Origin of the sequence: Dactylosporangium sp. CS-033363 (assembly GCF_050942475.1) — a bacterium.
Classification (GTDB): domain Bacteria; phylum Actinomycetota; class Actinomycetes; order Mycobacteriales; family Micromonosporaceae; genus Dactylosporangium.
The window spans coordinates 1,145,476-1,166,918 of sequence record NZ_CP192032.1; the positions used below are offsets into that span (position 1 = coordinate 1,145,476).

At 73.2% G+C, this 21,443-nt stretch carries 15 protein-coding genes; 9 read left to right on the forward strand and 6 right to left on the reverse strand.

Annotated elements, in window-relative coordinates:
* Window positions 1–9: 9 nt before the first annotated feature.
* Window positions 10–1,380 (reverse strand): type VII secretion integral membrane protein EccD, encoded by a 1,371-nt coding sequence (gene eccD / locus ACQPZ4_RS05270; RefSeq protein WP_433056679.1) that lies wholly within the window; start codon window positions 1,378–1,380, stop codon window positions 10–12.
* 76 nt (window positions 1,381–1,456) lie between these two features.
* On the opposite strand from eccD, the gene eccCa reads away from it, so the two are divergent.
* The 3 genes from eccCa (at window position 1,457) to ACQPZ4_RS05285 (ending at window position 7,579) form a co-directional block, all read left to right on the forward strand.
* On the forward strand, window positions 1,457–5,410 hold the full coding sequence (eccCa, locus tag ACQPZ4_RS05275) for a type VII secretion protein EccCa (protein WP_433056683.1): 3,954 nt from the start codon (window positions 1,457–1,459) through the stop codon (window positions 5,408–5,410).
* Window positions 5,411–5,480: 70 nt separating this feature from the next.
* Window positions 5,481–6,050 carry a hypothetical protein gene (locus ACQPZ4_RS05280; RefSeq protein WP_433056685.1) on the forward strand — a complete coding sequence of 190 codons (570 nt, stop codon included), beginning with the start codon at window positions 5,481–5,483 and terminating at the stop codon, window positions 6,048–6,050.
* A 14-nt stretch (window positions 6,051–6,064) separates the two neighbouring features.
* Window positions 6,065–7,579: a WXG100 family type VII secretion target gene (locus ACQPZ4_RS05285; protein WP_433056687.1), complete on the forward strand. Its 1,515-nt coding sequence runs from the start codon at window positions 6,065–6,067 to the stop codon at window positions 7,577–7,579.
* Between the two features lie 150 nt (window positions 7,580–7,729).
* On the opposite strand, the gene mycP is transcribed toward ACQPZ4_RS05285, so the two are convergent.
* A complete protein-coding gene (gene mycP, locus ACQPZ4_RS05290; protein ID WP_433066270.1) occupies window positions 7,730–8,848 on the reverse strand; it encodes a type VII secretion-associated serine protease mycosin in 1,119 nt (372 codons plus the stop codon).
* Between the two features lie 290 nt (window positions 8,849–9,138).
* Between mycP and ACQPZ4_RS05295 the strand changes: the two genes are divergently transcribed.
* From ACQPZ4_RS05295 to ACQPZ4_RS05310, 4 genes are read left to right on the forward strand one after another with little or no spacing between them, the layout of a single operon-like run.
* Window positions 9,139–9,543 carry a YbaB/EbfC family nucleoid-associated protein gene (locus ACQPZ4_RS05295; protein ID WP_433056689.1) on the forward strand — a complete coding sequence of 135 codons (405 nt, stop codon included), beginning with the start codon at window positions 9,139–9,141 and terminating at the stop codon, window positions 9,541–9,543.
* A complete protein-coding gene (locus tag ACQPZ4_RS05300; RefSeq protein ID WP_433056691.1) occupies window positions 9,540–9,869 on the forward strand; it encodes a hypothetical protein in 330 nt (109 codons plus the stop codon). The genes ACQPZ4_RS05295 and ACQPZ4_RS05300 overlap by 4 nt, the downstream gene beginning before the upstream one ends.
* 36 nt (window positions 9,870–9,905) lie before the next feature.
* Complete coding sequence (locus tag ACQPZ4_RS05305; protein ID WP_433056693.1) at window positions 9,906–15,449, forward strand: toxin glutamine deamidase domain-containing protein; 5,544 nt, start codon at window positions 9,906–9,908, stop codon at window positions 15,447–15,449.
* Between the two features lie 24 nt (window positions 15,450–15,473).
* Window positions 15,474–16,058 carry an HD domain-containing protein gene (locus tag ACQPZ4_RS05310; protein WP_433056695.1) on the forward strand — a complete coding sequence of 195 codons (585 nt, stop codon included), beginning with the start codon at window positions 15,474–15,476 and terminating at the stop codon, window positions 16,056–16,058.
* A gap of 19 nt (window positions 16,059–16,077) precedes the next feature.
* Here ACQPZ4_RS05310 and ACQPZ4_RS05315 read toward each other — a convergent pair whose 3' ends face one another.
* Window positions 16,078–16,665 (reverse strand): hypothetical protein, encoded by a 588-nt coding sequence (locus ACQPZ4_RS05315; protein ID WP_433056697.1) that lies wholly within the window; start codon window positions 16,663–16,665, stop codon window positions 16,078–16,080.
* Window positions 16,666–16,817: 152 nt separating this feature from the next.
* Between ACQPZ4_RS05315 and ACQPZ4_RS05320 the strand changes: the two genes are divergently transcribed.
* Window positions 16,818–17,633 carry an SseB family protein gene (locus ACQPZ4_RS05320; RefSeq protein WP_433056699.1) on the forward strand — a complete coding sequence of 272 codons (816 nt, stop codon included), beginning with the start codon at window positions 16,818–16,820 and terminating at the stop codon, window positions 17,631–17,633.
* Here the strand turns inward: ACQPZ4_RS05320 and ACQPZ4_RS05325 are convergent.
* From ACQPZ4_RS05325 to ACQPZ4_RS05335, 3 genes are all read right to left on the reverse strand, one after another.
* On the reverse strand, window positions 17,630–18,424 hold the full coding sequence (locus ACQPZ4_RS05325) for a hypothetical protein (protein WP_433056701.1): 795 nt from the start codon (window positions 18,422–18,424) through the stop codon (window positions 17,630–17,632). The genes ACQPZ4_RS05320 and ACQPZ4_RS05325 overlap by 4 nt on opposite strands.
* Window positions 18,394–19,836: a type VII secretion protein EccE gene (locus ACQPZ4_RS05330; RefSeq protein ID WP_433056703.1), complete on the reverse strand. Its 1,443-nt coding sequence runs from the start codon at window positions 19,834–19,836 to the stop codon at window positions 18,394–18,396. The genes ACQPZ4_RS05325 and ACQPZ4_RS05330 overlap by 31 nt, the downstream gene beginning before the upstream one ends.
* Window positions 19,837–19,929: 93 nt before the next feature.
* Window positions 19,930–20,310: a nuclear transport factor 2 family protein gene (locus ACQPZ4_RS05335; RefSeq protein WP_433056705.1), complete on the reverse strand. Its 381-nt coding sequence runs from the start codon at window positions 20,308–20,310 to the stop codon at window positions 19,930–19,932.
* A 97-nt stretch (window positions 20,311–20,407) separates the two neighbouring features.
* On the opposite strand from ACQPZ4_RS05335, the gene ACQPZ4_RS05340 reads away from it, so the two are divergent.
* Window positions 20,408–20,959 (forward strand): TetR/AcrR family transcriptional regulator, encoded by a 552-nt coding sequence (locus tag ACQPZ4_RS05340; protein WP_433056707.1) that lies wholly within the window; start codon window positions 20,408–20,410, stop codon window positions 20,957–20,959.
* Window positions 20,960–21,443: the final 484 nt, after the last annotated feature.

Here is a 21,443-nt window from a genome sequence, read left to right on the forward strand (position 1 = left end):
CTGAAAGCCCTAGCCGGCGAGGCCGCGGACCCAGGCGTAGGCGCCCAGGACCTGGCCGACGATCGGGATCGTGGCCAGCACCAGCAGCACGTCCAGCAGGTCCGCCGCCCGGCCCAGGTAGACCGACGGCGGCCGCGCGCTGTACCGCATCCCCGCGGCCACGGCCAGCGCCGCGACCAGCAGCAGCGCCACCACCGCGCCCAGCTGCACCGCCACGCCGGCGTCCGCCAGCCGGGCCAGCAGCAGGGCCACGCCGCCGAGGCCGGTCAGCAGCAGCGGGAGCCGGTGCCGCACGGTCGAGAAGAGCCGGGCCCGCAGCAGGCTCGCCGCGGCCACCACGCCGACCAGCAGAGCGGTCACGACGCCGGGGGACCGGCTGATCAGCCAGAACGAGACGACGTTGAGCACCGCGAAGGCCAGCAGCAGGCCCGTGAAGATCTCGTCCGCCCGCGCCACCGTCGCGTACGTCGCGGCGGCCGGTGCGGGCGGGTCCTGGTTGAGCAGGTCGTCGGAGGTGCGGGGGAGCTGCGGCAGCGGCACCCGGCCCAGCCGCACGGAAGCGAGGGGCAGGGCGGGCGCGAGCAGTACCAGCGAACCGACCAGGGCCGCCGCGCACTCCGGGGCGCCCAGGGAACTCAGCCCCAGCAGGCCCGCGAGGACGCCCAGGGCGCCGATGGCGATGCCGGCCACGAAGAGGCGGACGGCGGCGCCGATGGCGAGGTAGCCGATCACCGCCGCGACCAGCAGCGCGCCCGCGCCCGTGAGCAGGTGCGGGGCGCCGAGGCGGAGCAGCGGTTCGTCGCCGGCGAGCACGAGCAGGCCGCCGGTGAAGGCGTAGAGCAGGCCGACCGAGCCGAGCGTGGCGCCCGCGGTCGCGTCGGGCAGCGTGCGGGACACGGCGAAGCCCGCGGCCAGCAGGAAGGCGGCGACGACCAGGGCGGCGACGCCGAGGCGTTCCCCCAGGAGCAGCGCGAGGGTGCCCAGGAGCAGCAGCACCGCCGTCGCCAGGCCGGTGACGCGCGTCGCGGCCGGGGTCCACGGGGTGCCGTAGCGGCGGGCGCCGGCGGCGATGGCGTCGACCACGTCGTCGTACTCGAGCTCGGGCCACTCCTCGTAGCGCGGCGCGAGGTGCAGGATCTCGCCGTCGTGGACGTGCTGGGCGGCCAGGGTGCGGGCCATGTCCAGGGTGCTGCCGTCGGTGCGGCGCAGGACCCAGCCGCCGTGGTCGAGGCCGTCGTCGGCCAGGCCCTCACCGGCCCGGGGCAGGACCCCGGGCATGAGCATGGCCAGCGGGATCTGCACCGGCAGGGCGAGGTCGAGGCGGCGCTTCGGCGCGGCGAGGACGACCCGGGCCAGCCCGGCACCAACGTTCTCGGCCATCGATCCCCGTGCTCCCTGCGTCCGCCGCTCGATCGAAGGTGCCCAACGTAGCAGCCCGCCGTTTAGCATGGCTCGCGTGAGCACTGTCGTGCGCCGGCGACCCGCGCGGCGGGCCGAGCCCGAGTACCCGTCGGGGGAGGTGCTCCTGGAGCCGCCGCCCGAGGTGCCGGCGCCGACCGGGCGCGGCTGGGCGCAGCTGCTCATGGTGATCCCGATGCTGGCCGGCTCGGGCGCGATGGCGCTGATGTTCGCCGGGCAGCGCGGCGGGCCGCTGGCCTACCTGACCGGGGCGATGTTCGGGCTGTCGGCGATCGGGATGCTGGCCTCGCAGTTCGGCCAGAGCGCGGGGCCCGGCCGGCAGCAGATGCTGCTCGCCCGGCGCGACTACCTGCGCCACCTCGCGCAGCGGCGGCGCCAGGTGCGGCGGGCCGGGCAGAAGCAGAGGGCGACGCTGCTGTACCGCTACCCCGACCCCGATGCGCTCTGGTCCATTCCGGCCAGCCAGCGCCTGTGGGAGCGCCGGCCCGGGGACGCCGACTTCGGCATGGTGCGGATCGCGCGCGGGCCGCAGGAGCTCGCGACGCCGCTGGTGCCGCCGGCCAGCCGGCCGCTGGAGGACCTCGACCCGATGTGCGCGGTCGCGCTGCGCCGGTTCATGACCACGTACGCGACCGTCGACGACCTGCCGATCGTGATGGCCCTCGACGGGTTCGCGCGGGTGCACCTGCAGGGCGAGCCGGACCGCGTCCGCGCGCTGGCCCGCGCGATGCTCGCCCAGGCGGTCGCCTTCCACGCCCCGGACGACCTGCTCGTCGCCGTGTGCGCCGGGCCGGCCGGAGCGGCGCACTGGGAGTGGGCCAAGTGGCTGCCGCACGCGCTGCACCCCGGCCGCAACGACGCGCTGGGCCGGCTCCGGCTGATCTCGGGCAGCGTGCGGGGGCTGGAGGCGATGCTCGACGACGTGCTCGGCGCGCGGCCGCGGTTCAACCCGGTCAGCGGGGCCGAGCGGGTCGGCGGGCCGCACGTGATCGTCGTGCTCGACGGCGGCGACCCGCTCGGCTCCGACCATCTCATGACCGAGGGCGGGGTCGAGGGCGTCACGGTCCTCGACCTGTCCACCGCACCGCCGCGGCTGCTCGACCAGACCGCCCTGGTGCTGGGGATCGAGCCGGACGGGGCGCTGTCGAGCAGCACCTTCGAGGGCCGGGCCGAGGTCGGCCGGGCGGACGGGCTCAGCGCGGCCGAGATGGAGGGCCTGGCCCTGCAGCTGGCGCCGCTGCGGCTGGCCGCGTCCTCGCGCACCGAGCCGCGCACCGGCGGCACCGTCGACCTCGCCGAGCTGCTGGAGCTCGGCCCGCCCGACGACTGGGACCCGGCCCGGCACTGGGTCCCGCGGCCGCAGCGGGACCGGCTGCGCGTGCCGATCGGCTGGTCGCCCGACGGCATCGTGGTCGAGCTGGACCTCAAGGAGTCGGCCCAGGACGGCATGGGCCCGCACGGCCTGCTGATCGGGGCGACCGGCTCCGGCAAGTCGGAGCTGCTGCGCACGCTGGTGCTCGCGCTCGCGGTCACGCACAGCCCCGAGGTGCTCAACTTCGTGCTGGTCGACTTCAAGGGCGGCGCCACCTTCACGAAGCTCGACGTGCTCCCGCACACCAGCGCGGTGATCACCAACCTCGCGGACGAGCTGCCCCTCGTCGACCGGATGACCGACGCCATCAACGGCGAGCTGCTGCGCCGCCAGGAGCTGCTGCGCAAGGCCGGCAACTACGCGTCCCAGCGCGACTACGAGAAGGCCCGCACCGCCGGCGTGCCGCTCGCCCCGCTGCCCAGCCTGCTCATCATCTGCGACGAGTTCAGCGAGCTGCTCACTGCCAAGCCGGACTTCATCGACATGTTCGTGCAGATCGGCCGGGTCGGGCGATCCCTCGGCGCGCACCTGCTGCTCGCCTCGCAGCGGCTGGAGGAGGGGCGCCTCAGGGGCCTGGACACGCATCTCTCGTACCGCATGGGCCTGCGCACCTTCTCGGCCGTCGAGAGCCGCATCGTGCTGGGCGACGTGGCCGCGTTCGAGCTGCCCCGCTCGCCGGGCCACGGGTACCTGCGCTTCGGCACCGAGCCGCTGCGGCGCTTCCGCGCGGCGTACGTCTCCGGGGTGTACCGCCGCGACAGCGCCGTCGCCCTGGCCGCGGCGGGGCACGGGCCGGTGGTGCGGGACTACGTCGGCGGGTACGTCGCGCCGCCCGTCACCGAGGAGCCCGCCGACGGTTCCGAGGAGGAGGGCGCGGTCGGCGAGAGCCTGCTCGACCTCCTCGTCGAGCGGATGCGGGGCCAGGGCACACCGGCGCACCAGGTGTGGCTGCCGCCGTTCGACGAGTCGCCGACCCTCGACGCCCTGCTGCCCGAGCGCGTCGTGGATGACGAGCGAGGCTTGACGGTACAGGCGACGGCTCTTCGGGGTGGTTTGCGGGCGGTGCTCGGGATCGTCGACCGGCCGCTGGACCAGCGCCGCGACCCGCTGTGGTGGGAGCTCGCGGGGTCGGCCGGGCACGCGGTCGTCGTCGGCGGCCCGGGCAGCGGCAAGAGCACGGTCCTGCGCAGCCTGATCCTCAGCCTGGCCCTCGCGCACACCCCGCGCGAGGTGCAGCTCTACTGCCTCGACTTCGGCGGCGGGGCGCTCGGGGCGCTCCGCGAGCTGCCGCACGTCGGCGGGGTGGCCACCCGGCTCGACCCGGGCGCGGTGCGGCGCACGGTCGCGGAGCTCAACGTGCTGCTGGCCGAGCGCGAGCGGCGCTTCGCCGCGGCCGCGGTGGACTCGATGGCCGCCTACCGCCGGGCCCGCCGCGCCGGGCAGCACGCCGACGACCCGTTCGGCGACGTGTTCCTGGTGGTCGACGGGTGGTCGACGATCCGGTCCGACTTCGAGGACCTCGAGGGGACGATCAACGACCTGACCAACCGCGGCCTCACGTACGGCGTGCACGTCATCGCCGCCGCGACCCGCTGGAACGACGTCCGGCCGGCCATCCGGGACCTCTTCGGCAGCCGCCTGGAGCTGCGCCTCGGCGACCCCGGCGACTCCCAGCTCGACCGGCGCGCGGCGCAGAACGTGCCCGACCGCGCGCCCGGCCGCGGCGTGGTCCCCGGCGGCCTGCAGTTCCTCGGCGCGCTCCCGCGCGTGGACGGGCAGGCAAGCGCCGAGGACCTGGCCGACGGCGTGGAGAAGCTGGTCGGCGAGATCCGCCAGGCCTGGCCGGCCGCGGGGGCGCCGCCGGTGCGGCTGCTGCCGGCGATGCTGCCGTACGAGAGCCTGCCCGTCACGGATCGCGAGCGCGCCGGCATCCCGATCGGGATCGCCGAGGCCGACCTGAACCCGGTCTGGGTCGACTTCGACCAGGACCCGCACTTCCTGCTGTTCGGTGACTCGGCGGCGGGCAAGACCGCGTTCCTGCGGGCGTTCGGGCAGTCGATCATCGACCGGTACGAGCTGACCGAGGCCCGGATGATCGTGATCGACTACCGCCGGAGCCTGCTCGGCGCGTTCGACAGCCCGCACCTCATCGGCACCGGCACCTCCGCGCCGACCGCCCAGACGATCATGGCCGAGGTCACGGCGGTGCTCAAGGCGCGGCTGCCGGGCCCGGACGTGACGCTCGAGCAGCTGCGCACCCGCAGCTGGTGGAAGGGCCCGGAGCTGTACGTCCTGGTCGACGACTACGACCTGGTGGCCGGGGCGACCACCAACCCGATCACGCACCTGCTGGACTACCTCAGCCAGGCCCGCGACCTGGGACTGCACCTGATCATGACCCGGCGGACCGGCGGCGCCAGCCGCGCGCTGTACGAGCCGGTGCTCATGCGCCTGCGGGAGCTCGGCTCGCCCGGGGTGCTGCTGTCCGGCGAGCGGGACGAGGGCGCCCTGCTCGGCAACGTGCGCTCGGCCCACCAGCCGCCCGGGCGCGGGTACTACGTGACCCGCAAGGAGGGCGGCCGGCTGGTCCAGCTGGCGTGGCGACCGCCTCCGGCCTGAACGATGGTCACCGATCGTGCGTGGACCGGTATGATTGAGTGAGGTCGATCGGCTGGCGGGGAGGGGCGACATGGCCACGGACGAGTACGGGCCGAAACCGGGACACGACGCCTGGGCGCCGGTCGATCATTCGCCGATCAAGGTCAACGTGGCCAGCCTCGCCGACTACGTGCAGCTGGTCGGCAAGGAGATCGACGACTTCAACACCAACCTGCGCGACGGCGTGCTGCCGATGACGAAGGTGCAGTCGACGTTCGCCGGGTTCGGGGAAGCCAAGTTGTACCGCGGGGTGCACGCCAACGCGCTCGCGGCGACGGGCGAGATGCTGCAGGACGTCTCGTACAGCCTGCAGGCGATCGCGCAGGCGGCTCTGGGGATCTACTACGAGTACGTCGGCGGGGACGACGTCGGGCGGGCCAATGTCGACGACGTCTACGACGTGTTCTGGCCCGGCGACGGGCGCTCGACGGTGCAGTCCGCCACCTCCTCCAATTCCTCTTCGCCGGCACCGGTGGCCGGCTCGTACTTCAACTCGTGGGACGAGGGCTTCACGGTCGGCGAGGGCGGCAACGCGTACTCCGTGCCCGGCAACGAGAACGACATGATGGGCGCCCCCGAAGACCCGCTGCGGCAGCGCTGAGACGGGGGAATCCGATGGCCGACCAGTACTACGGGTACGTGCGCTACACGCTGCCCCCGAGCGTGTCGCACTACGACAACTACGACCCGTCGAAGCAGATCGTCGACTACACGCCGACCCCGTGGGACGCCGAGACGACGACCATCGAGCTGATGTGGCCGTGGATCCAGATCGACTCGGACGCGCGGGCGACGGCCCTGGCCGACATGTGGCGGCGGGTGCACACCCTGCTGGACAACACGGGCCGCAACCTGCGCCGGTACACCGACGAGCTGGCCGCGACCTGGAGCTCCGACGCGTCCCAGGTCTTCCTGCGGGAGATCGGCGCCTCGCTGTCCTCGATCGACGAGTGGAAAGAGGTCGCCCACACCAACGCCACGGGCTTGGACGTGCTGGCGAGCACGATCAAGTACAACCAGCGCCGGGCCCTCGCGGTCTGGAACGAGTACGTGGCGGCGATCAAGAACCCGGGCAGCGTGGCCGGCTCGGAGCAGAACCAGTCGAACGTCACGACGGGCAAGGCGGGCGGCTACTCGATCGTGGAGAGCGAGGAGGCGCGCAAGCAGCGGCTGGTGCAGCACTACACGGAGCAGATCAAGCCGTACGTGAAGGACCTCGCCGACACGTACCTCAACGTGTACTTCAACTTCCTGACGCACGGGTCGCGGTACAAGGGTCCGACGAACGCCGCTGTGGCGGTGCCGCCGTCGTTGTCGGGCGGTGGGGGGCCGGCCGGACACATTCCGCCGCCGCCGCTGTTGCGGCCGCCTTCGCTCGGCACGCCGCCGGGGGTTGTTCCTGGTGCGCCCGGCTTCCCGGATGATCACCTGATCTTGGCCGGGGGTGTGGTTGCTCCGCCGGTTCCGCCGGTCGTTCCTCCGATTGTTCCTCCGCCGGTGGCCGGTCCTGTCGTGCCGCCGGTGTTTGGCGTGCCGGTCGTGCCGGTCGTGCCGGTGTTTCCTGGCTCTCCCGGCGCTCCTGGTTCTCCTGGCGCTCCTGGCTCGCCTGGTTCTCCCGGGACTGGTACGCAGCGGCTTGGTCCTGGGGGTCTGCGCCCGAATCTCGCTGGCCTGCGGCCGGCGCCGCCCGAACCGGGTGCGCCGCGGCCGCCGATGCCGCCGGTGGGTGGGAACCCGAACCTGCGCGGCTCGAAGGGCCGGCGGCCGGGGGCGGTGCACGGTCCGAATGTCGCGGAGGAGATGCCGCGGCCCGGGGTACAGCGGACGCCACCGGCGCCTCGTCCTCCGGCGCCGCCGCGGCTGAGCGGCCGGCGGGGTTCCTCTGGCCCTGCTGGTCACGTCGGTCCTGAGGGCGAGCGGATGGGTGGGCGGGGGAATGGGCTGCCGCCCGGGGAGCGGCTCGCCGGGCGGCGGGCTGGTGGGTCGCCTTGGGGCGGTTCGGGGGCCCGTCCCGCTGTGCCGTTGCGGCGGCGGGATGAGGAGGACGAGGAGTTGTGGGCGGTGGAGCGGCCTCGCGGGGTGATTGATGCGCCGTCGGTGCCTGAGGGTGGGCGTGTTCCTCGGGTTTAGGCGAAATGTCGGCCGGCTCGTGGCCGAGCCAACCGACATTTCGGACTTATCGCCCGGCAGGGTATTTACGCAGATTGCATGGTATTCGCGCAGATTGGCGGCATCTGAAGCGGTCTTTTGGTGCGCTGGCGCGCATTGGCCGCGCGGCTGTCAGTCGTGGCGGTTCGGTAGGGCGTAGAAGACGTGCTCCGGCTCGATTTCCGGGTCTCGCTTTGTGTCTTGGTTGACTCTTGCCGCGCCTGGCCGCCAGTTGCGCGCCCGGCCTCGCCTTGCCGCCGCGCGCATGGTGCCGACGAGGAGTGCGGCGATCAGCAGCCCCAGTCCTGTCGCGGCGGCGATGCGGCCCGTGGCCTGCCAGCGATCGCTCCGGGCCGCGCCGGCCGGGTCCCGCAGCGCGGGTGGGATCGGCGCCGGGGTATCGGCCGTCTGGGGGCGCGGCGGGTGTTCGGCGAGGGCGCGGTAGGGGTCGATCAGGCCGTACCCGAACTCGGGGCTGCGGGCCGATCCCGCCATCCGGTCCGCGGTCGCCTCCAGCCGCCACGCCACGTCGGTGTTCGACAGGCCGGGCTCCGCGGACCACACCAGCGCCGCGGCCGCGCTGACGAGCGGGGCGGCGAAGCTGGTGCCTTTCCAGTACTGGTGGCCGCGCTGGCGTGTCGCCCCCAGCACGACATTGCCGGGCGCGGCAAGGTCGACATAGGTGCCGACCTGTGACTCGTCCAGCCGCGTGCCGTCCTGGTTGATGCCGCCGACGCCGAGGACGTCGGGGTAGTTCGCGGGGTACGACGGCGCATCGTCCACCGTCGCGGCGCGCCCCTCGCCGATCGGCGGAGGCGTCGCGCCCGCGTGGTGATTACCGACCGCGGCGACGACGAGCGCACCCTTGCCGTGGACGGCGTAGTCGACCGCGGCGGCCACGGCGGGATAATCCCGATCGAGGCTCAGCGAGAGGTTGATGATCCGCGCATCGTGATCCGCCGCGTACCGGATGGCCTTGGCAAACACCTCCGGACTGGCCGCCTCGCCGTCCGTGCCCTCCTCCCGGTCGGACACGCGGATCGGGAGGATCTTCGCGCCGGGGGCCAGCCCCGCGAAGCCGACGCCGGGGGTGGGCCGGGCGGCTATGAGGCTGGCTACGGCGGTACCGTGGGAAGTGCAGTCAAAATCCGCGCCGGCCGAGTCGCGCAGAAAGTCGAACCCGGCGAGGACCTGGCCGGCGAGCTGCGGATGGGCGCCGTCGACCCCGGAATCGACGACCGCGACCGTGATGCCCCTGCCGTCGCCGGCCGGCCCGATCCGGTCGGTCCCGAAGGTCCTTTGTGGCCAGGGCGTCTCCTTGACCACCTCGCCCGGCTCGGCCGGACGATCGCACACCCCGGCCGGCGGCGGCCCGGCAACCGCGGGTTGCGGCACGACGACCAGCACGCCGGCCGCCACAACCGCGGCGAGGGCACCCCAGCGCGGCACTCGGCGCCCCCTCACGACATCGATGAACACTGGTGGCGTGTCATCCGTGTCGTTTATCGTACGGTTGGACAGGCAGTGACGGGGAGGGCACTTTGGATAACCGTGCGCTCCGGGCCCGCGCCGACGAACTGCTCGGCGAGCTCGAGCGAATGCGCGGCGGCATGGGCGCGCTGCAGCAGCGGCTCCAGGCCATCACCGCGACCGCCACCTCGGACGACGGCCTGATCACCGCCGTCGTCGGCCCGCGCGGCCAGCTCATCAGCCTCGATATCGACCCGCGCGTCTACCGCCGCCCGGACTCCCGCCGGCTCGCCCAGTCGATCACCAGCACCGTCCAGGCGGCCGCCGCCGACGCCATGGCGCAGGTCAGCGCCGCGTGCCGCCCGTTCCTGGCCGAGTCCGACGTGCAGGCCCACCTTGCCTTCGACCTGCAGGGCATGACCCACCGGCTGGACACCGAGCTGGGGCCGCTCGCCGAGCACGAGGAGAAGCCATGAGCCTCCACGGTACCGCGGTCAGCCCCTCCCAGGCCCTCACCGCCGCCTCGCAGCTGACCACCATGGGCGAGGCGATGCTCGACCGGTGGCGCGCGGTACGAGGCCGAATCGAGCAGCTCAACGCCGCACGACCGTGGGGCGACGACGATCCGGGCCGCAACTTCAACGAGAACTACGCGGCGGGCGAGCACCCGCCCTGCACGAGCGTGCTCGAGGCCGGCGAAAGCATGGTGCTCGCCCTGGCGCGGCTGGGCGAACAGGTCCGCGAGGGCGTCCAGGGCGTGGTCGACCTGGACGACCTGACCGCCACCTGGTTCAAACCATGACCGCGTCCGGTTCGTTGGAACCAAGCGGGTGCCGCGTTGGCCATTGAGAAGCCGGACCTGCACCCCCTCGACTGGCTGTGGGACGCCGTCTGCATCATCGGGGGCGGTTCCGCCTGGCCGGACGGCAACGAGGACGAGTTGCGCGAGCTGGCCCAGGCCTGGCAGGACCTCGGCACCGACCTCAATGCCCTGCTGAACAACGCCGACACCGTGGCCATGCAGGTCACCCAGGCCTGGGGCGGCGACGCGGGGGCGGCCTTCAACGCGTACTGGTCCGCGCTGGCCGTCGGCCCCCAGCACGGCCTCCCGCAGATCGCCGACATAGCGCTGAACTACGCGACGGCGGCCGAGAACGCCGCCATGGAGATCGAGTACGCCAAGCTCGTCCTCGTCATCACGCTCGTCCTCACCGTCATCACGGTCCTGATCTGCCAGCTCCTGGCCCCGTTCACGCTGGGCGGCTCGGAGGCGGCAGCGGGCGCCGCGGTGGCCACGGCCCGCACCATCGCCGGGCGAGTGCTGCAGCGCCTGATCGCCGTCCTGGGCAAGGAGATCGTCCGCAAGCTGTTCGTACGGTTCGTCGTGCACGAGGTACAACAGATAGCGTTCTCGGTCGGAACAGACTGGCTGGCCCAGGAAATCCAGATCGCCGACGGCCGCCGCACGGACCTCGACACCCACTCCCTGCTGACCAGCCTGGTCTCGGGCGCCGTCACGGGCGCGCTGACCTTCCCCCTGAACTTCGTCGGCCTGCCCATCACCGGCCGCCTGCCTCGCATAGCCGCCAACGCGGGCGTGCACGGTGCCTCGAACGCCCTGATCATGCCCGCCTCGATGATGCTGACGACGGGCTTCACGACGGGGGACTGGAGCTGGAAGAACACCACCCGGGGCGTCACCTGGGAGACGTTCCTTTCAGGCGCCGCAATGGGCGGCGGCATGGGCGGAATCGGCGCCCTGCGCAGCCCGAAAGGCCACTCCGCCGAGCCCGGCGCCCTGGCTCACGATCAAGCCGGGGAAAGTGTCGTAGGGGCGGATTATGCTGCGGGGGACGGTCAACCGATCGTTCGGAGTACCTCGGAAAACCGGGCCGGTGGCTCGGGTACCGGCCTCGCGGACTCGAATCCCGGCACGGGTCCATGGGGGAACGGTGACCTGGTCACGACCCGGGCCGCCAACGCGACCGCTGACGGCGGCGGCGACCCGATGGCGCAACACGGCGTGGCGACGGGCAGCCACGTCAGCGAGGGCGCTGGCACCCACGTCGGAGACGGCCTGGGCAGCCGAACTGGCGGCGACCCGGGAACCCACCGCGGCGTGGCTTCGGTCGACCACGTCGGAGACCGTGTCGGCGGCCATGTCGGCCGCGATGTCGGCCGCGATGTCGGCCGCGATGTCGGCCGCGATGTCGGCCGCGATGTCGGCCGCGATGTCGGCCGCGATGTCGGCCGCGATGTCGGCCGCGATGTCGGCCGCGATGTCGGCCGCGATGTCGGCCGCGATGTCGGCCGCGATGTCGGCCGCGATGTCGGCCGCGATGTCGGCCGCGATGTCGGCCGCGATGTCGGCCGCGATGTCGGCCGCGATGTCGGCCGCGATGTCGGCCGCGATGTCGGCCGCGATGTCGGCCGCGATGTCGACGGGAGTTCGCGCACCCGCAGTGGCTGGGACCCGACCGCGCAACGGCACGGTGAATCCGAGATCAGCGCGGGTGGTGCCGAGGCGGGTTCAGACACTCTGAATCCCGCCGTCGGCCGGCACGCGGTCGCGGACTTGGGCGGCGCGGCCATCGGCCGACAGGGGCTGGCGGACACCGGCGCCTACCGGTCGAGCACTCACGCGGCGGACGTCGACGCCCGCACCACGGACGGTGGCGCGCACAGCTTGGACGGCGGCGCGCACTTTATCGACGGTGGCGCGCACGGCATGGACGGCGCCCGCACCATCGACGGTGGCCCGCACAGCTTGGACGACGCCCGCACCATCGACGGCAGCGCGCACGGCTTGGACGGCGCCCGCACCATCGACGGCGGTGCGCACTCTATCGACGGCGGTGCGCATGGCATGGACGGCGGTGGTCGCGGCGCTGAGGTTGGCCTGCGCGGCGCTGACGACGGGGCGCGTGGGGGCGAGGCCGGAGCTTGGACGACCGATGGTTCGCGGGCGGGCCATGGTGGGGAGCACTCGCGCACGATCGGACATGCGTCTGTGCACGAAGGCTCATCGCAGCACAGTGAAGGCGGGCGGCATCGGACGGTCGACGACATCGCGGCCGCGGGCGCTGCTGTCGCTGTTGGCCGGTTTGACGATGCGCCGGTTCGCGTCGGTGGAAGCGACAGCTCGGCGTCGCCAGTTCACGAGCGGGCTCGGACCTTTGAGGGGCCGTCGCGGCGGTTCGAGGGGGAGGCGGGCAGTTCCGAGGGGCGCGCTGCCGCCGATCGGTCCGCTCGCGATCTGGCCGATGTGGCCCGGGCGCGGATGGACGGTGAAGGGGCCGGCAGCAAGGGGCGGGTTCGGGTCGCCGGGGCGTTGTTGACGCCGGATGAGCAGGCCATCCGGAGTCATACGAGCATCCCGTCGGCGGGCGAGCACCGCATGCATCCGGAAGCGCGGCGGGTCCTCGACGAGATTCGGTCGGCGGCCGAGCGGGACCCGGGACGGCGGATCGGGCTGCATCACGGGCAGTGCGCCGAGGTGGTGCTCGTATCCGACAAGTTGTACGCGCTTGAGCGGCAGTGGGACGCGGATGGGCGGCCTGGGGAGTTTTCGGCCTACGCCCGTGCACAGCTTCGCGACGGGGTTGTGGCCACGCACTGGATCGGGGATGGGGCTCGGCAGGAGCACGGGGAGTTCGCGCCAGCCTGCTCCTCGTGCGAGCCGTTCGTGCGCGAGTTCGGTATTCGGTCGATCGATCCGTCGCACGCGGCCCATGAAAACGCTGCACCCGCGCACGCGCCGCACGATTCTGCGGCACCCGCGCACGCGCCGCACGATTCTGCGGCACCCGTGCACGCGCCGCACGATTCTGCGGCACCCGTGCACGCGCCGCACGATTCTGCGGCACCCGTGCACGCGCCGCACGATTCTGCGGCACCCGTGCACGCGCCGCACGATTCTGCGGCAGCGTTGCACCGGCCGGCGCACGAAACGTCGGCAGTGAACCGGCTGACGCACGAGACCTCGGCGCTGCACCGGTCGGCGGGCGAACCGGTGGCACCGCTGGATCGGCTGGCGCACGGCGCGGCGGCGCGAGGGCAGCAGGTGGCGCATGACGCGGCGGCGCGAGGGCAGCAGGTGGCGCATGACGCGGGGGCGCGGGTGCGGCAGGTGGGGCACGAAGCGGGCGCGGGGCAGCGCGTGGTGCGCGAAGCGGGGGAGCGGCCGCCGGAACTGGTGGGGCGGGTTGGGGAGCGCACGGTTGGGGAGACTCGGTCTGGCGAGGATATGTGGCAGCCCAGTGCGCGGGATGTGTTGGCGTTGGAGGAGCGGTTTCCTCGGGATGGCGAGGGGCGGCCGGTTATGCAGCCCGACGTTCGGGACGGGGAGTGGGCGCAGAAGGTCAACGATGGCGGGCATCGGGAGCCTGGGCGGAACAACAACTGTCCCGATGTGGCCATGGCCGTTCTTGCCAATCACTATGGCGAGCCGACCGTTGCCGGGGCCATGCGCGATCCGATTGTCGCGGGGGAGCATCGGGGGGCTGAGCGGATTGCTGAGTGGACCGGTGGGCAGTGGGAGATGCATGCGTTCGACCACTCCGGGTTTGAGCAGGTCGATCGGCAGCTGCGGGTGGCTGGGGCCGGGTCCGGGGCGATTGTGGTGCTCAAGTGGGGGGACACCGGGGAGGGGCACGCGTTCAATGCGCTGAATATTCGGGGGGACATCGTCTGGGCCGATCTGCAGCGGGGGATCGTGTCGGACCGCGGGCCGATGTATCGCGAGAACGTCACCGGCGTCTGGTCGATCACGCTCGATCCGCGTGGGGAGCCGCTCCATCCGTTGCCTGTCGAGCACCACGATGCTGCGACTGCTGAGCGTCACGTTGCGGCGGACACCGAGCAGCCAGTTGAGCGTCACGTTGCGGCGGACACCGAGCAGCCTGTTGAGCGCTACGCCGCGGCGCCGGTTGAGCAGCGTGCCGCGGCGCCGGTTGAGCAGCGTGCCGCGTCGCCGGTTGAGCAGCGTGCCGCGGCGCCGGTTGAGCAGCGTGCCGCGTCGCCGGTTGAGCAGCGTGCCGCGTCGCCGGTTGAGCAGCGTGCCGCGTCGCCGGTTGAGCAGCGTGCCGCGTCGCCGGTTGAGCAGCGTGCCGCGTCGCCGGTTGAGCAGCGTGCTGCGTCGCCGGTTGAGCAGCGTGCTGCGTCGCCGGTTGAGCAGCGTGCTGCGTCGCCGGTTGAGCAGCGTGCTGCGGCTTCGGGTGAGCACAACAGCGCGAGAGCCGAGTCGGGGCTGCGCATTTGGGACGTTGCCAGTCCGCTGCGTGAGGCCGCATTGGACGCGCGGGTGCAGCGGCACTTGGACGAGATGGCTCGGGGGGACGTGCTCGCGGCGTACGGCGGGGATCTGGAGCGGTTCCGGGCTGAGCATCCTGGTCAGGGGCCGCTGTATGAGGCGATTCCCGACTGGGTCAACACCGTCATTGTGGACGGGGTCGAGCACAGTCGGCTGGTGCGGTATGTCGACGAGGTCAACGCCGGGGATCCCGCGCGCGATGTGGGGCCGCATCCGAGTTTGGATGAGGTGAGGCTGGTGCGGGAGTACGCGGATCGGCTCGCGGGGGAGGTACGGGCTGAGGTTGATCGGACCGTGCGCGATGTCGTCGATCCGGTCAGGTACAGCAGCCGGGTCAAGGGTGCTGACGTGCTGCTCGATGAGGTTGCGCGGGGGGATGGGGCCAGGCGGGTCGGGGATGTCGTCGACGCTGTCGAGGCTCGGGTTGTCATGTCCGATACCGGGAGTTTGTTGCGCGCTTTGCATGACTGTGTTCGCGCGTTCGGGATTGGGGACGGGGGGCGGATTGTGGGGGTGGACAACATGTACGCCTCGCGGTCCGCGTTGGTTCCTGAGGTGCCGCTTCGCGTCGGGATTGAGGTCGGGGGGCATCGGTATGTGTTTGAGCTGCGGCTGAGTACCCTTCGCGCGGCTATCGCGGTCGACCTTGGGCGGTATCAGGCCGGTCTCGCCGCTGCTGATGCGCAGGCTGTTCGGGCGGGCGTTGATGGAGCCACTGATGTGCAGGAGGTCGGGGCGGCGCTCAACGCGGCAACCAACCACGCCGCGCTCAACGCGGCAACCAACCATTCCGCGCTCAACGCTGCAACCAACCATTCCGCGCTCAACGCTGCAACCAACCATTCCGCGCTCAACGCTGCAACCAACCACGCCGCGCTCAACGCGGCAACCAACCATGCGGCGCTCAACGCGGCAACCGAGAGCGCCGCGCTCAACGCGGCAACCGACAATGCGGCGCCGAGAGCGGCATCCGCGTATGCGGGGCTCAATGCGGCATCCGACGCGCAAGCTGTGCGTGCGGCGATCAATGAAGCCGCTGCGCTCGAGCAGCTCGAGGCGCGGCAGCTGTGACAAATCGGCAAGGAGGCGGCAAGAGTGCTGCGCACATTTGATGGATCCGTTGGCTGGGCGGCGCTTCGTGCGCGCTTCGCCGATCGGCTCGACGACGCCACGCTCGAACGGCTCGACGAAGCCGTGGCGTTCGCTGTTGAGCGGCATGGCGAGCAGCGGCGGCCCGCTGGGGAGCCCTATGTGGAGCATCTGCTCGAGGCGCTCGAAGTGCTCGTCGACGCCGTCGGGGTGCGCGATGTGGACACGTTGGTCGCGGCGGTTCTGCACGATGTCGTCGAGGACACCGCCACCACGATCGGGGAGGTGCGGGCGCGGTTCGGCGAGCGCGTCGCGGACCTCGTCGGGTGGGTCACCAAGAGCGAAGACCGGCAGCTGTACCTCCAGAGCCTCCGCAACGCGCCCGAAGCCGCTCTGGCCGTGAAGCTGGCCGATCGGCTCAGCAATGTGCAGCGGTTGCGCACGCACCCGCGGGCCGAGAAGCGGGGCTCGTACTACCGGGAGACCGTCGCCACCATTGTGCCGCTCGCGGCCGGGCGCGGGTGGTTCGAGGAGTGGTACCGCGACTGGCAGCGCGAGCACGCCGACCTCGACCCGAGCGGCGACAGGTAAACAGCCCGACAGGCAAACCTCAGTGCGGCAGCAGATCGGGGCGGTACCGGCGGAACCAGTCGCCGATGCGGTCCCTCGGCCAGCTCCGGTCGATCATCGCCAGGCTCATGTTCACTTTTTGCGGCTCGGCCAGCGGTACCCAGGCCGGGCCGTGCCGGCGTTGGGCCTCCACCTGGCGGTGGTCGAGGACCTCGCCGATGCCGGTGATGCCGGGGCCGCTGTTGGCGTCGGCGAACATGTCCACGCCGGACTGGGCGGCGGCTCGGCCTACGCCGTAGGGGGCGATGACGGTACCGGAGCGGCGGTTCATGACGACCACGCCCTGGATGTCCGGCCAGCGCATGCGCACGATCACGCCGTCGCGGCGGAGGAACTCGACGCCGGTGTCGGACAGGCGCAGGCCGTGGCCTCGGCTGGCCATGCGCTGGAAGAGGGTGATGGCGCCGACGCCGATGATGGGCGCGAGGACCATGCCGGCGTAGCCGCCGATCATCCAGCCGATCACGAACAGCAGGAGGGCCAGCAGGATGTTGGCGGCGAGGAACGGTTTGGCGTACGCGTGCCAGGTCTGGTTCCAGGTCGCGCGGAACTCCTCGGGCTCGTGCACGATGCCCCTTCCCCCGTGTCGACGTCGGACAGGTGCCGGTCGCCAGCTGCTCGCAGTACAAACGCGGCGGTTGGCATTATCGCAGGCAGCTCGTCGATGCGATGTCCCTCGATGGGTCGGCGACGGAGCCGGGGGCGGTTAGGCTGGGCGGCATGACCACCTGGCGGCCGTCGACCGAGGCCGAGGAGGCGATGGCGGCGGCGGTGGCGGCCGGGGATCGGGCGGGTTATCTGCGGGCGCTGTCCGCGGAGGCGCTGTATCTGCCGGTGACGGTGCGCGCGGCCGCGGGGCGGGAGCCGGTCAGCCTGGCCACGTCGACCCTGGACGGATTGACGTATGTGCCTGCCTGGACCTCCGGAACCGCGCTTCCGGCCGGGGTCGAGGCGGTGCGGCGGTGGCCGCTGTTCGAGCTCGTGGGCGCGATCGCGGGGCTCGGGTGGGGCATCGCCGTCGATCCGGGGCTGCCGGTGCAGGCGTACCTCACGCCCGACGCGGTGCGCACCCTGCCGCCGTGGGAGGCGGAGTGGTGGCCGCTGGACGACGCGCTGCGGCGGGCGGTGGCGGCAGGGGACCGCGAGGCGTACACAACGGCGCTGCTCGATGCCAGCCTGCTCCTGCCGCTGCCGGGGGACGTCGCGGCGCCCGGCGAGTATTGGACCGCGGTGCGCACGGACGTGTCCCGCGACGTCACCGACCCGGCGTTCGCGTGGTGGCGCACGCAGCGCGCGGACGGGCAGCCGATCGTGCTCGCCTTCACGTCGCCGGCGCACCTGCAGGCCGAGCTGGGCGATCGGGACTGGATCGCGGTGCCGTTCGTCGACATCGCCGTCGCGTGGCCGCGCGACGGGGCGGGGCTGCGGGTCAATCCGGGCAGCGGCAACGGGATCGAGGTTCCTGCCGAAATGCTCTCCCAATTGTACCGCCTGATCCTCGCCGCCCTCCACGAGCGCAACCGGGCCGCGTCCTAGCGTTGGGGCGGGCCGTGGAACTGCTGCTCGATGGGGGTCGGGGCGAGCCAGACGTACCGGTTGGCGCCACCGCCCAGCAGGGCCAGCATCTCCGGGGTCATCTCCTGCAGCCGGCTCGCGTCGCGCGGGCTGAGTTTCAGGGGAATGCCGGCCGCGGTCTGCGCGATGGTCGCCTCCGCGGCGGTGAGGCGCTGCAGCATCACGAGATCGGCGCCGAGGAGCGTGGGTGCGCGCTCCTGGGTCAGCTCGTGCACCACCGTGATCCGGGTCTGCCACGGGCCTAGCTCCGGTTGCGCGGCATCGGTGACGACGAGCAGCGGTTCGCGGGGGCCGGATGTCGCGGGCGGCCGGTGGTTGGGGGGCTTTTGGTCGGGGCCGAGCGGCTTTGGGTCGGGGCCGACCTGGACCCGGTCGGCGCGGCCGGGCGGCTGGGGGTCGGGGCCGAGCAGCTTTTGGTTGGCGCCGACCAGCACCCGGTCGGCTCGGCCGGTGGCCCATTCGCCGAGGCCCTGCCACGGGCGCTGGTCGGCCATGGTGACGAGCACGCGGGCGCCCAGCGCGAGGGCGCGGAACACCAGGATGCGCAGCGCCCAGACCCCGCCGACCAGGGTCACGCGGGTCGGTTCGGGGCGGAACAGCCGGATCGGCACCGGCTCGCGCTGGTAGTCCACGCCGAGCAGCAGCCCGGCCGGGCCCGTGCCGCCGCGGATCTGCCGCAGGGCTTCGGCGCTCACGTCGTGCCAGCCCACGTGCAGCGGGGTCATGTCGCGCCGCCGCCGGTCGGGGCGCACGCGTACATCGCGGGGCCGTGTTCGCCGTCGAGGGGTACCAGCTCCGCATGCGCGGCCGCGGCCGCCTCCGTGACCGTTCGCGCGGCCGCCTCCAGCGCCGGGGCGGGCGCCGACACCCGGATCAGTCCGCGCAGGCCGAGCCCGGCGCCGTCCCGGGTCAGGATCAGCGCCGAGGCCGTCGCCGCGGACGGCAGCGAGAGCAGGTGTTCCAGCAGCGCCGACGTGTGTTCCAGCCGGGGCCAGGACCGCATCCACAGTACGGCGTGGGCGAGCTTCCCCGACCGCCACGCCGTCCAGTCCTCCTGCGGCGCGGGCACCTCCAGTTCGCACGCGCGCGTCAGCGCCTGGGTGAGCTCGCTGCCGGTGAGGATGCGGTGCTCCAGGCCGGCGTCGCGGAGCAGGCGGCCGGCCTTGCGGATGAGCGAGCCGACGAGCGCGGGGGCGTGCTGCGCGTCGTACGCCGCGGCCATCCCCGCCTCCGCGCGGGCGCGCGCCCCGAGGCGGACCGCGACCCAGGTGGTGCGCTCGGCGGGCAGACCGGGGCGGAGGTGTTGCAGCTCGCGGTACGAGCGGGCGGCGATCTGGCCGGGGTCGAGCTGCGGGGCGGGGACGCTCAGGGTCGTGAGCTGGACGACGGCGCCGGGATGCCCGTCGTCGTCGAGGATGCGGGCGAGAAGATCCAGCGGTACACCCGGATCCGCATCGCCGCGCAGGGACGTCGCGTCGCCGAGGACGGCCGCGGCGTACCACCCGGCGGCGTCACATCCGATCCCGATGCGCGGGCCGTCCGCCATCGCCCCGGGCACCTCCTGGATCACCAGGCCGGGCGCGAGGGCGTGGAGCGCAGCCAGCGACGGCGCGGCGTGCGAAGGCGGCGTGTCGTGTGGCGGCGCGGCGTGCGGCGGTGGCGCGGCGTGTGGCGGTGGTGGCGCGGCGTGCGGTGGTGGCGCGGCGTGCGGTGGTGCGGCGTGCGGTGGTGCGGCGTGCGGTGGTGCGGCGTGTGGTGATGGCGGCGCGGCGTGCGGTGGTGGTGGCGCGGTGTGTGGCGGCGTGGCGTGCGGTGGTGCGGCGTTGGGTGACGGCGGCGCGGCGTGTGGCGGCGTGGCGTGCGGTGGTGGTGGCGCGGCGTGGGGTGGCGCGGCGGTCAGCGACGACGCGGTTCGGCGTCGGCGGTGGTGCTCTCGGGTCAGGGCTCGTTGCTCCAGCCACCAGCGGCCGCGGCTGCGCAGGACGGCGGCGAGCAGGACGGCGGCCCCGGCGGCGACGGCGATCCCCGTCGCGACCGGGCCGTGCGGGACCAGCGCGGCGATCGCGAGTACGACCGCCTCGGCCAGCACCAGGCGCCCGAGCGGGACGCCGCCGACGTGTCCGGGCCGGCGCCGCGGCTGTGGGCGGTCCGCCGCCTGTGTCATCGGGCCCCCGTCCCCGCCTCGGTCTCAGCACGCTCCGGCATCGCAGCTTACCGATCCCGTCACGACATCATCCCCCGCGCACGGCCGATCTGATCACCGGCGGACGACGCGGTGCACGATGCGCCAGCCGACCTCCAGCCGTTCGATCCTGTCGTCGTACGTCACGCTGCCCACGCCCCCGTCCCGCAGCACGCCGAGCCCCTTCGACCGCGCGCGCACCCGCCCGTCGCCGAGCTCGGTGAGCACGATGTTGGTGACGTGGTGCGCGACCGGCGCGGCGTCACCCATCGCCGCGGCGGCCGCGAGGCCCTCGGCCAGGCCGTGCAGCACGCCGCCGCCGAGCGCGGTCACGTCGTACGGCACGTCCTCCACGAACACCGCCCGCAACCCCTCGAGATCGCCGGCGTCGACCAGGTGCCCGTGCAGGTTGATGAGGTCCGTGATGGCGAACCGGTCCTCGGCACTGAGACTCATGCGCCCTCCTCGTCGACGGTGTACGGCCCCGCCCTCGCAGCGGCGCCGAGCGTAAGTGGGGAGCTCCCCGTTTCTGCCTCGGCTAGCATAACCGGGGATGTCCCCGGTTCGCCCGCGCGCGGACGCGTCCCGCAACGCCGCCCGCCTCCTGCAAGCCGCCCGCGCACTGATCGCGGAGGGCGGCAACGACGTCGCCCTCGACGAGGTCGCCCGGCGCGCCGGTGTCGGCAACGCGACCCTGTACCGCCACTTCCCGACCCGCGGCGACCTGCTCGTAGCCGTCTACGCCGACGAGGTCGCGGCCCTGTGCGAACGCGGCGAGCACCTGCTGACGGCCGCCGACCCGCTCGCGGCGCTGTTCGACTGGCTCGACGCGTTCGTGGAGCACGTCGCCACGAAGCGGCCGCTCGCCCTGGCCGCGACCGAGGGCCCCACCGGCCGCAGGACCGCCCGCTTCGACGAGTGGCACGCGGCGATCAACGCAACCGCGTCCGCCCTGGTCAAACGCGCGACGCCCCGGCTGCGGCCCGGCGTCACCGCATCGGACCTGCTCACCCTGGTCTCGGGCACCGCCATCACGACCGGCGACGCCGCGCGGGCGCGCCGCCTGACCCGCCTCATCCGAGACGGCGTCACCGCCCCGGGCTGACCGCCAACATCCGCGCCCGCGCAGGGCAGACGAGCCACGCCGCGGACGCGTGGTCGACGGGCCGCACCGGCCGCGTGGTCGCGTCCGCGCGGGGGAGAGCTGCCGCAGGGCGGGCGGCTGGTCAACGGCCGCGAACGGCCGCGTCCGCGCGGTGCGGAGGTGCCACGGCGCGGGACCGGGGTGCCACGGCACGGGCGGCTGGTCAACGGCCGCGAACGGCCGCGTCCGCGCGATGCGGAGGTGCCACGGCGCGGGACCGGGATGCCACGGCACGGGCGGCTGGTCAACGGCCGCAAACGGCCGCGTCCGCGCGGGGTAGGAGTGCCACGGCGCGGGTGGGTGGTCAACGGCGCGAACGGCGGCGTCCGCGCGAGAGCGGCGGAGTCACCGCGCCGGGCGGCGGCAAACCCGCGCCCGCGCGGGACGGCGCCCGCGCGGGACGGCGCCCGCGCGGGACGGCGGAGGTGCGGGACGGCGGAGGTGC

What these genes read in the sequence shown, in the direction of transcription:
- eccD (WP_433056679.1), bottom strand. Translation starts at nt 1,380, where the DNA reads ATGGCCGAGAACGTTGGTGCCGGGCTGGCCCGGGTCGTCCTCGCCGCG.
- ACQPZ4_RS05280 (WP_433056685.1), top strand. Translation starts at nt 5,481, where the DNA reads ATGGCCACGGACGAGTACGGGCCGAAACCGGGACACGACGCCTGGGCG.
- ACQPZ4_RS05320 (WP_433056699.1), top strand. Translation starts at nt 16,818, where the DNA reads ATGACCACCTGGCGGCCGTCGACCGAGGCCGAGGAGGCGATGGCGGCG.
- ACQPZ4_RS05300 (WP_433056691.1), top strand. Translation starts at nt 9,540, where the DNA reads ATGAGCCTCCACGGTACCGCGGTCAGCCCCTCCCAGGCCCTCACCGCC.
- ACQPZ4_RS05340 (WP_433056707.1), top strand. Translation starts at nt 20,408, where the DNA reads ATGTCCCCGGTTCGCCCGCGCGCGGACGCGTCCCGCAACGCCGCCCGC.
- ACQPZ4_RS05335 (WP_433056705.1), bottom strand. Translation starts at nt 20,310, where the DNA reads ATGAGTCTCAGTGCCGAGGACCGGTTCGCCATCACGGACCTCATCAAC.
- ACQPZ4_RS05285 (WP_433056687.1), top strand. Translation starts at nt 6,065, where the DNA reads ATGGCCGACCAGTACTACGGGTACGTGCGCTACACGCTGCCCCCGAGC.
- ACQPZ4_RS05330 (WP_433056703.1), bottom strand. Translation starts at nt 19,836, where the DNA reads ATGACACAGGCGGCGGACCGCCCACAGCCGCGGCGCCGGCCCGGACAC.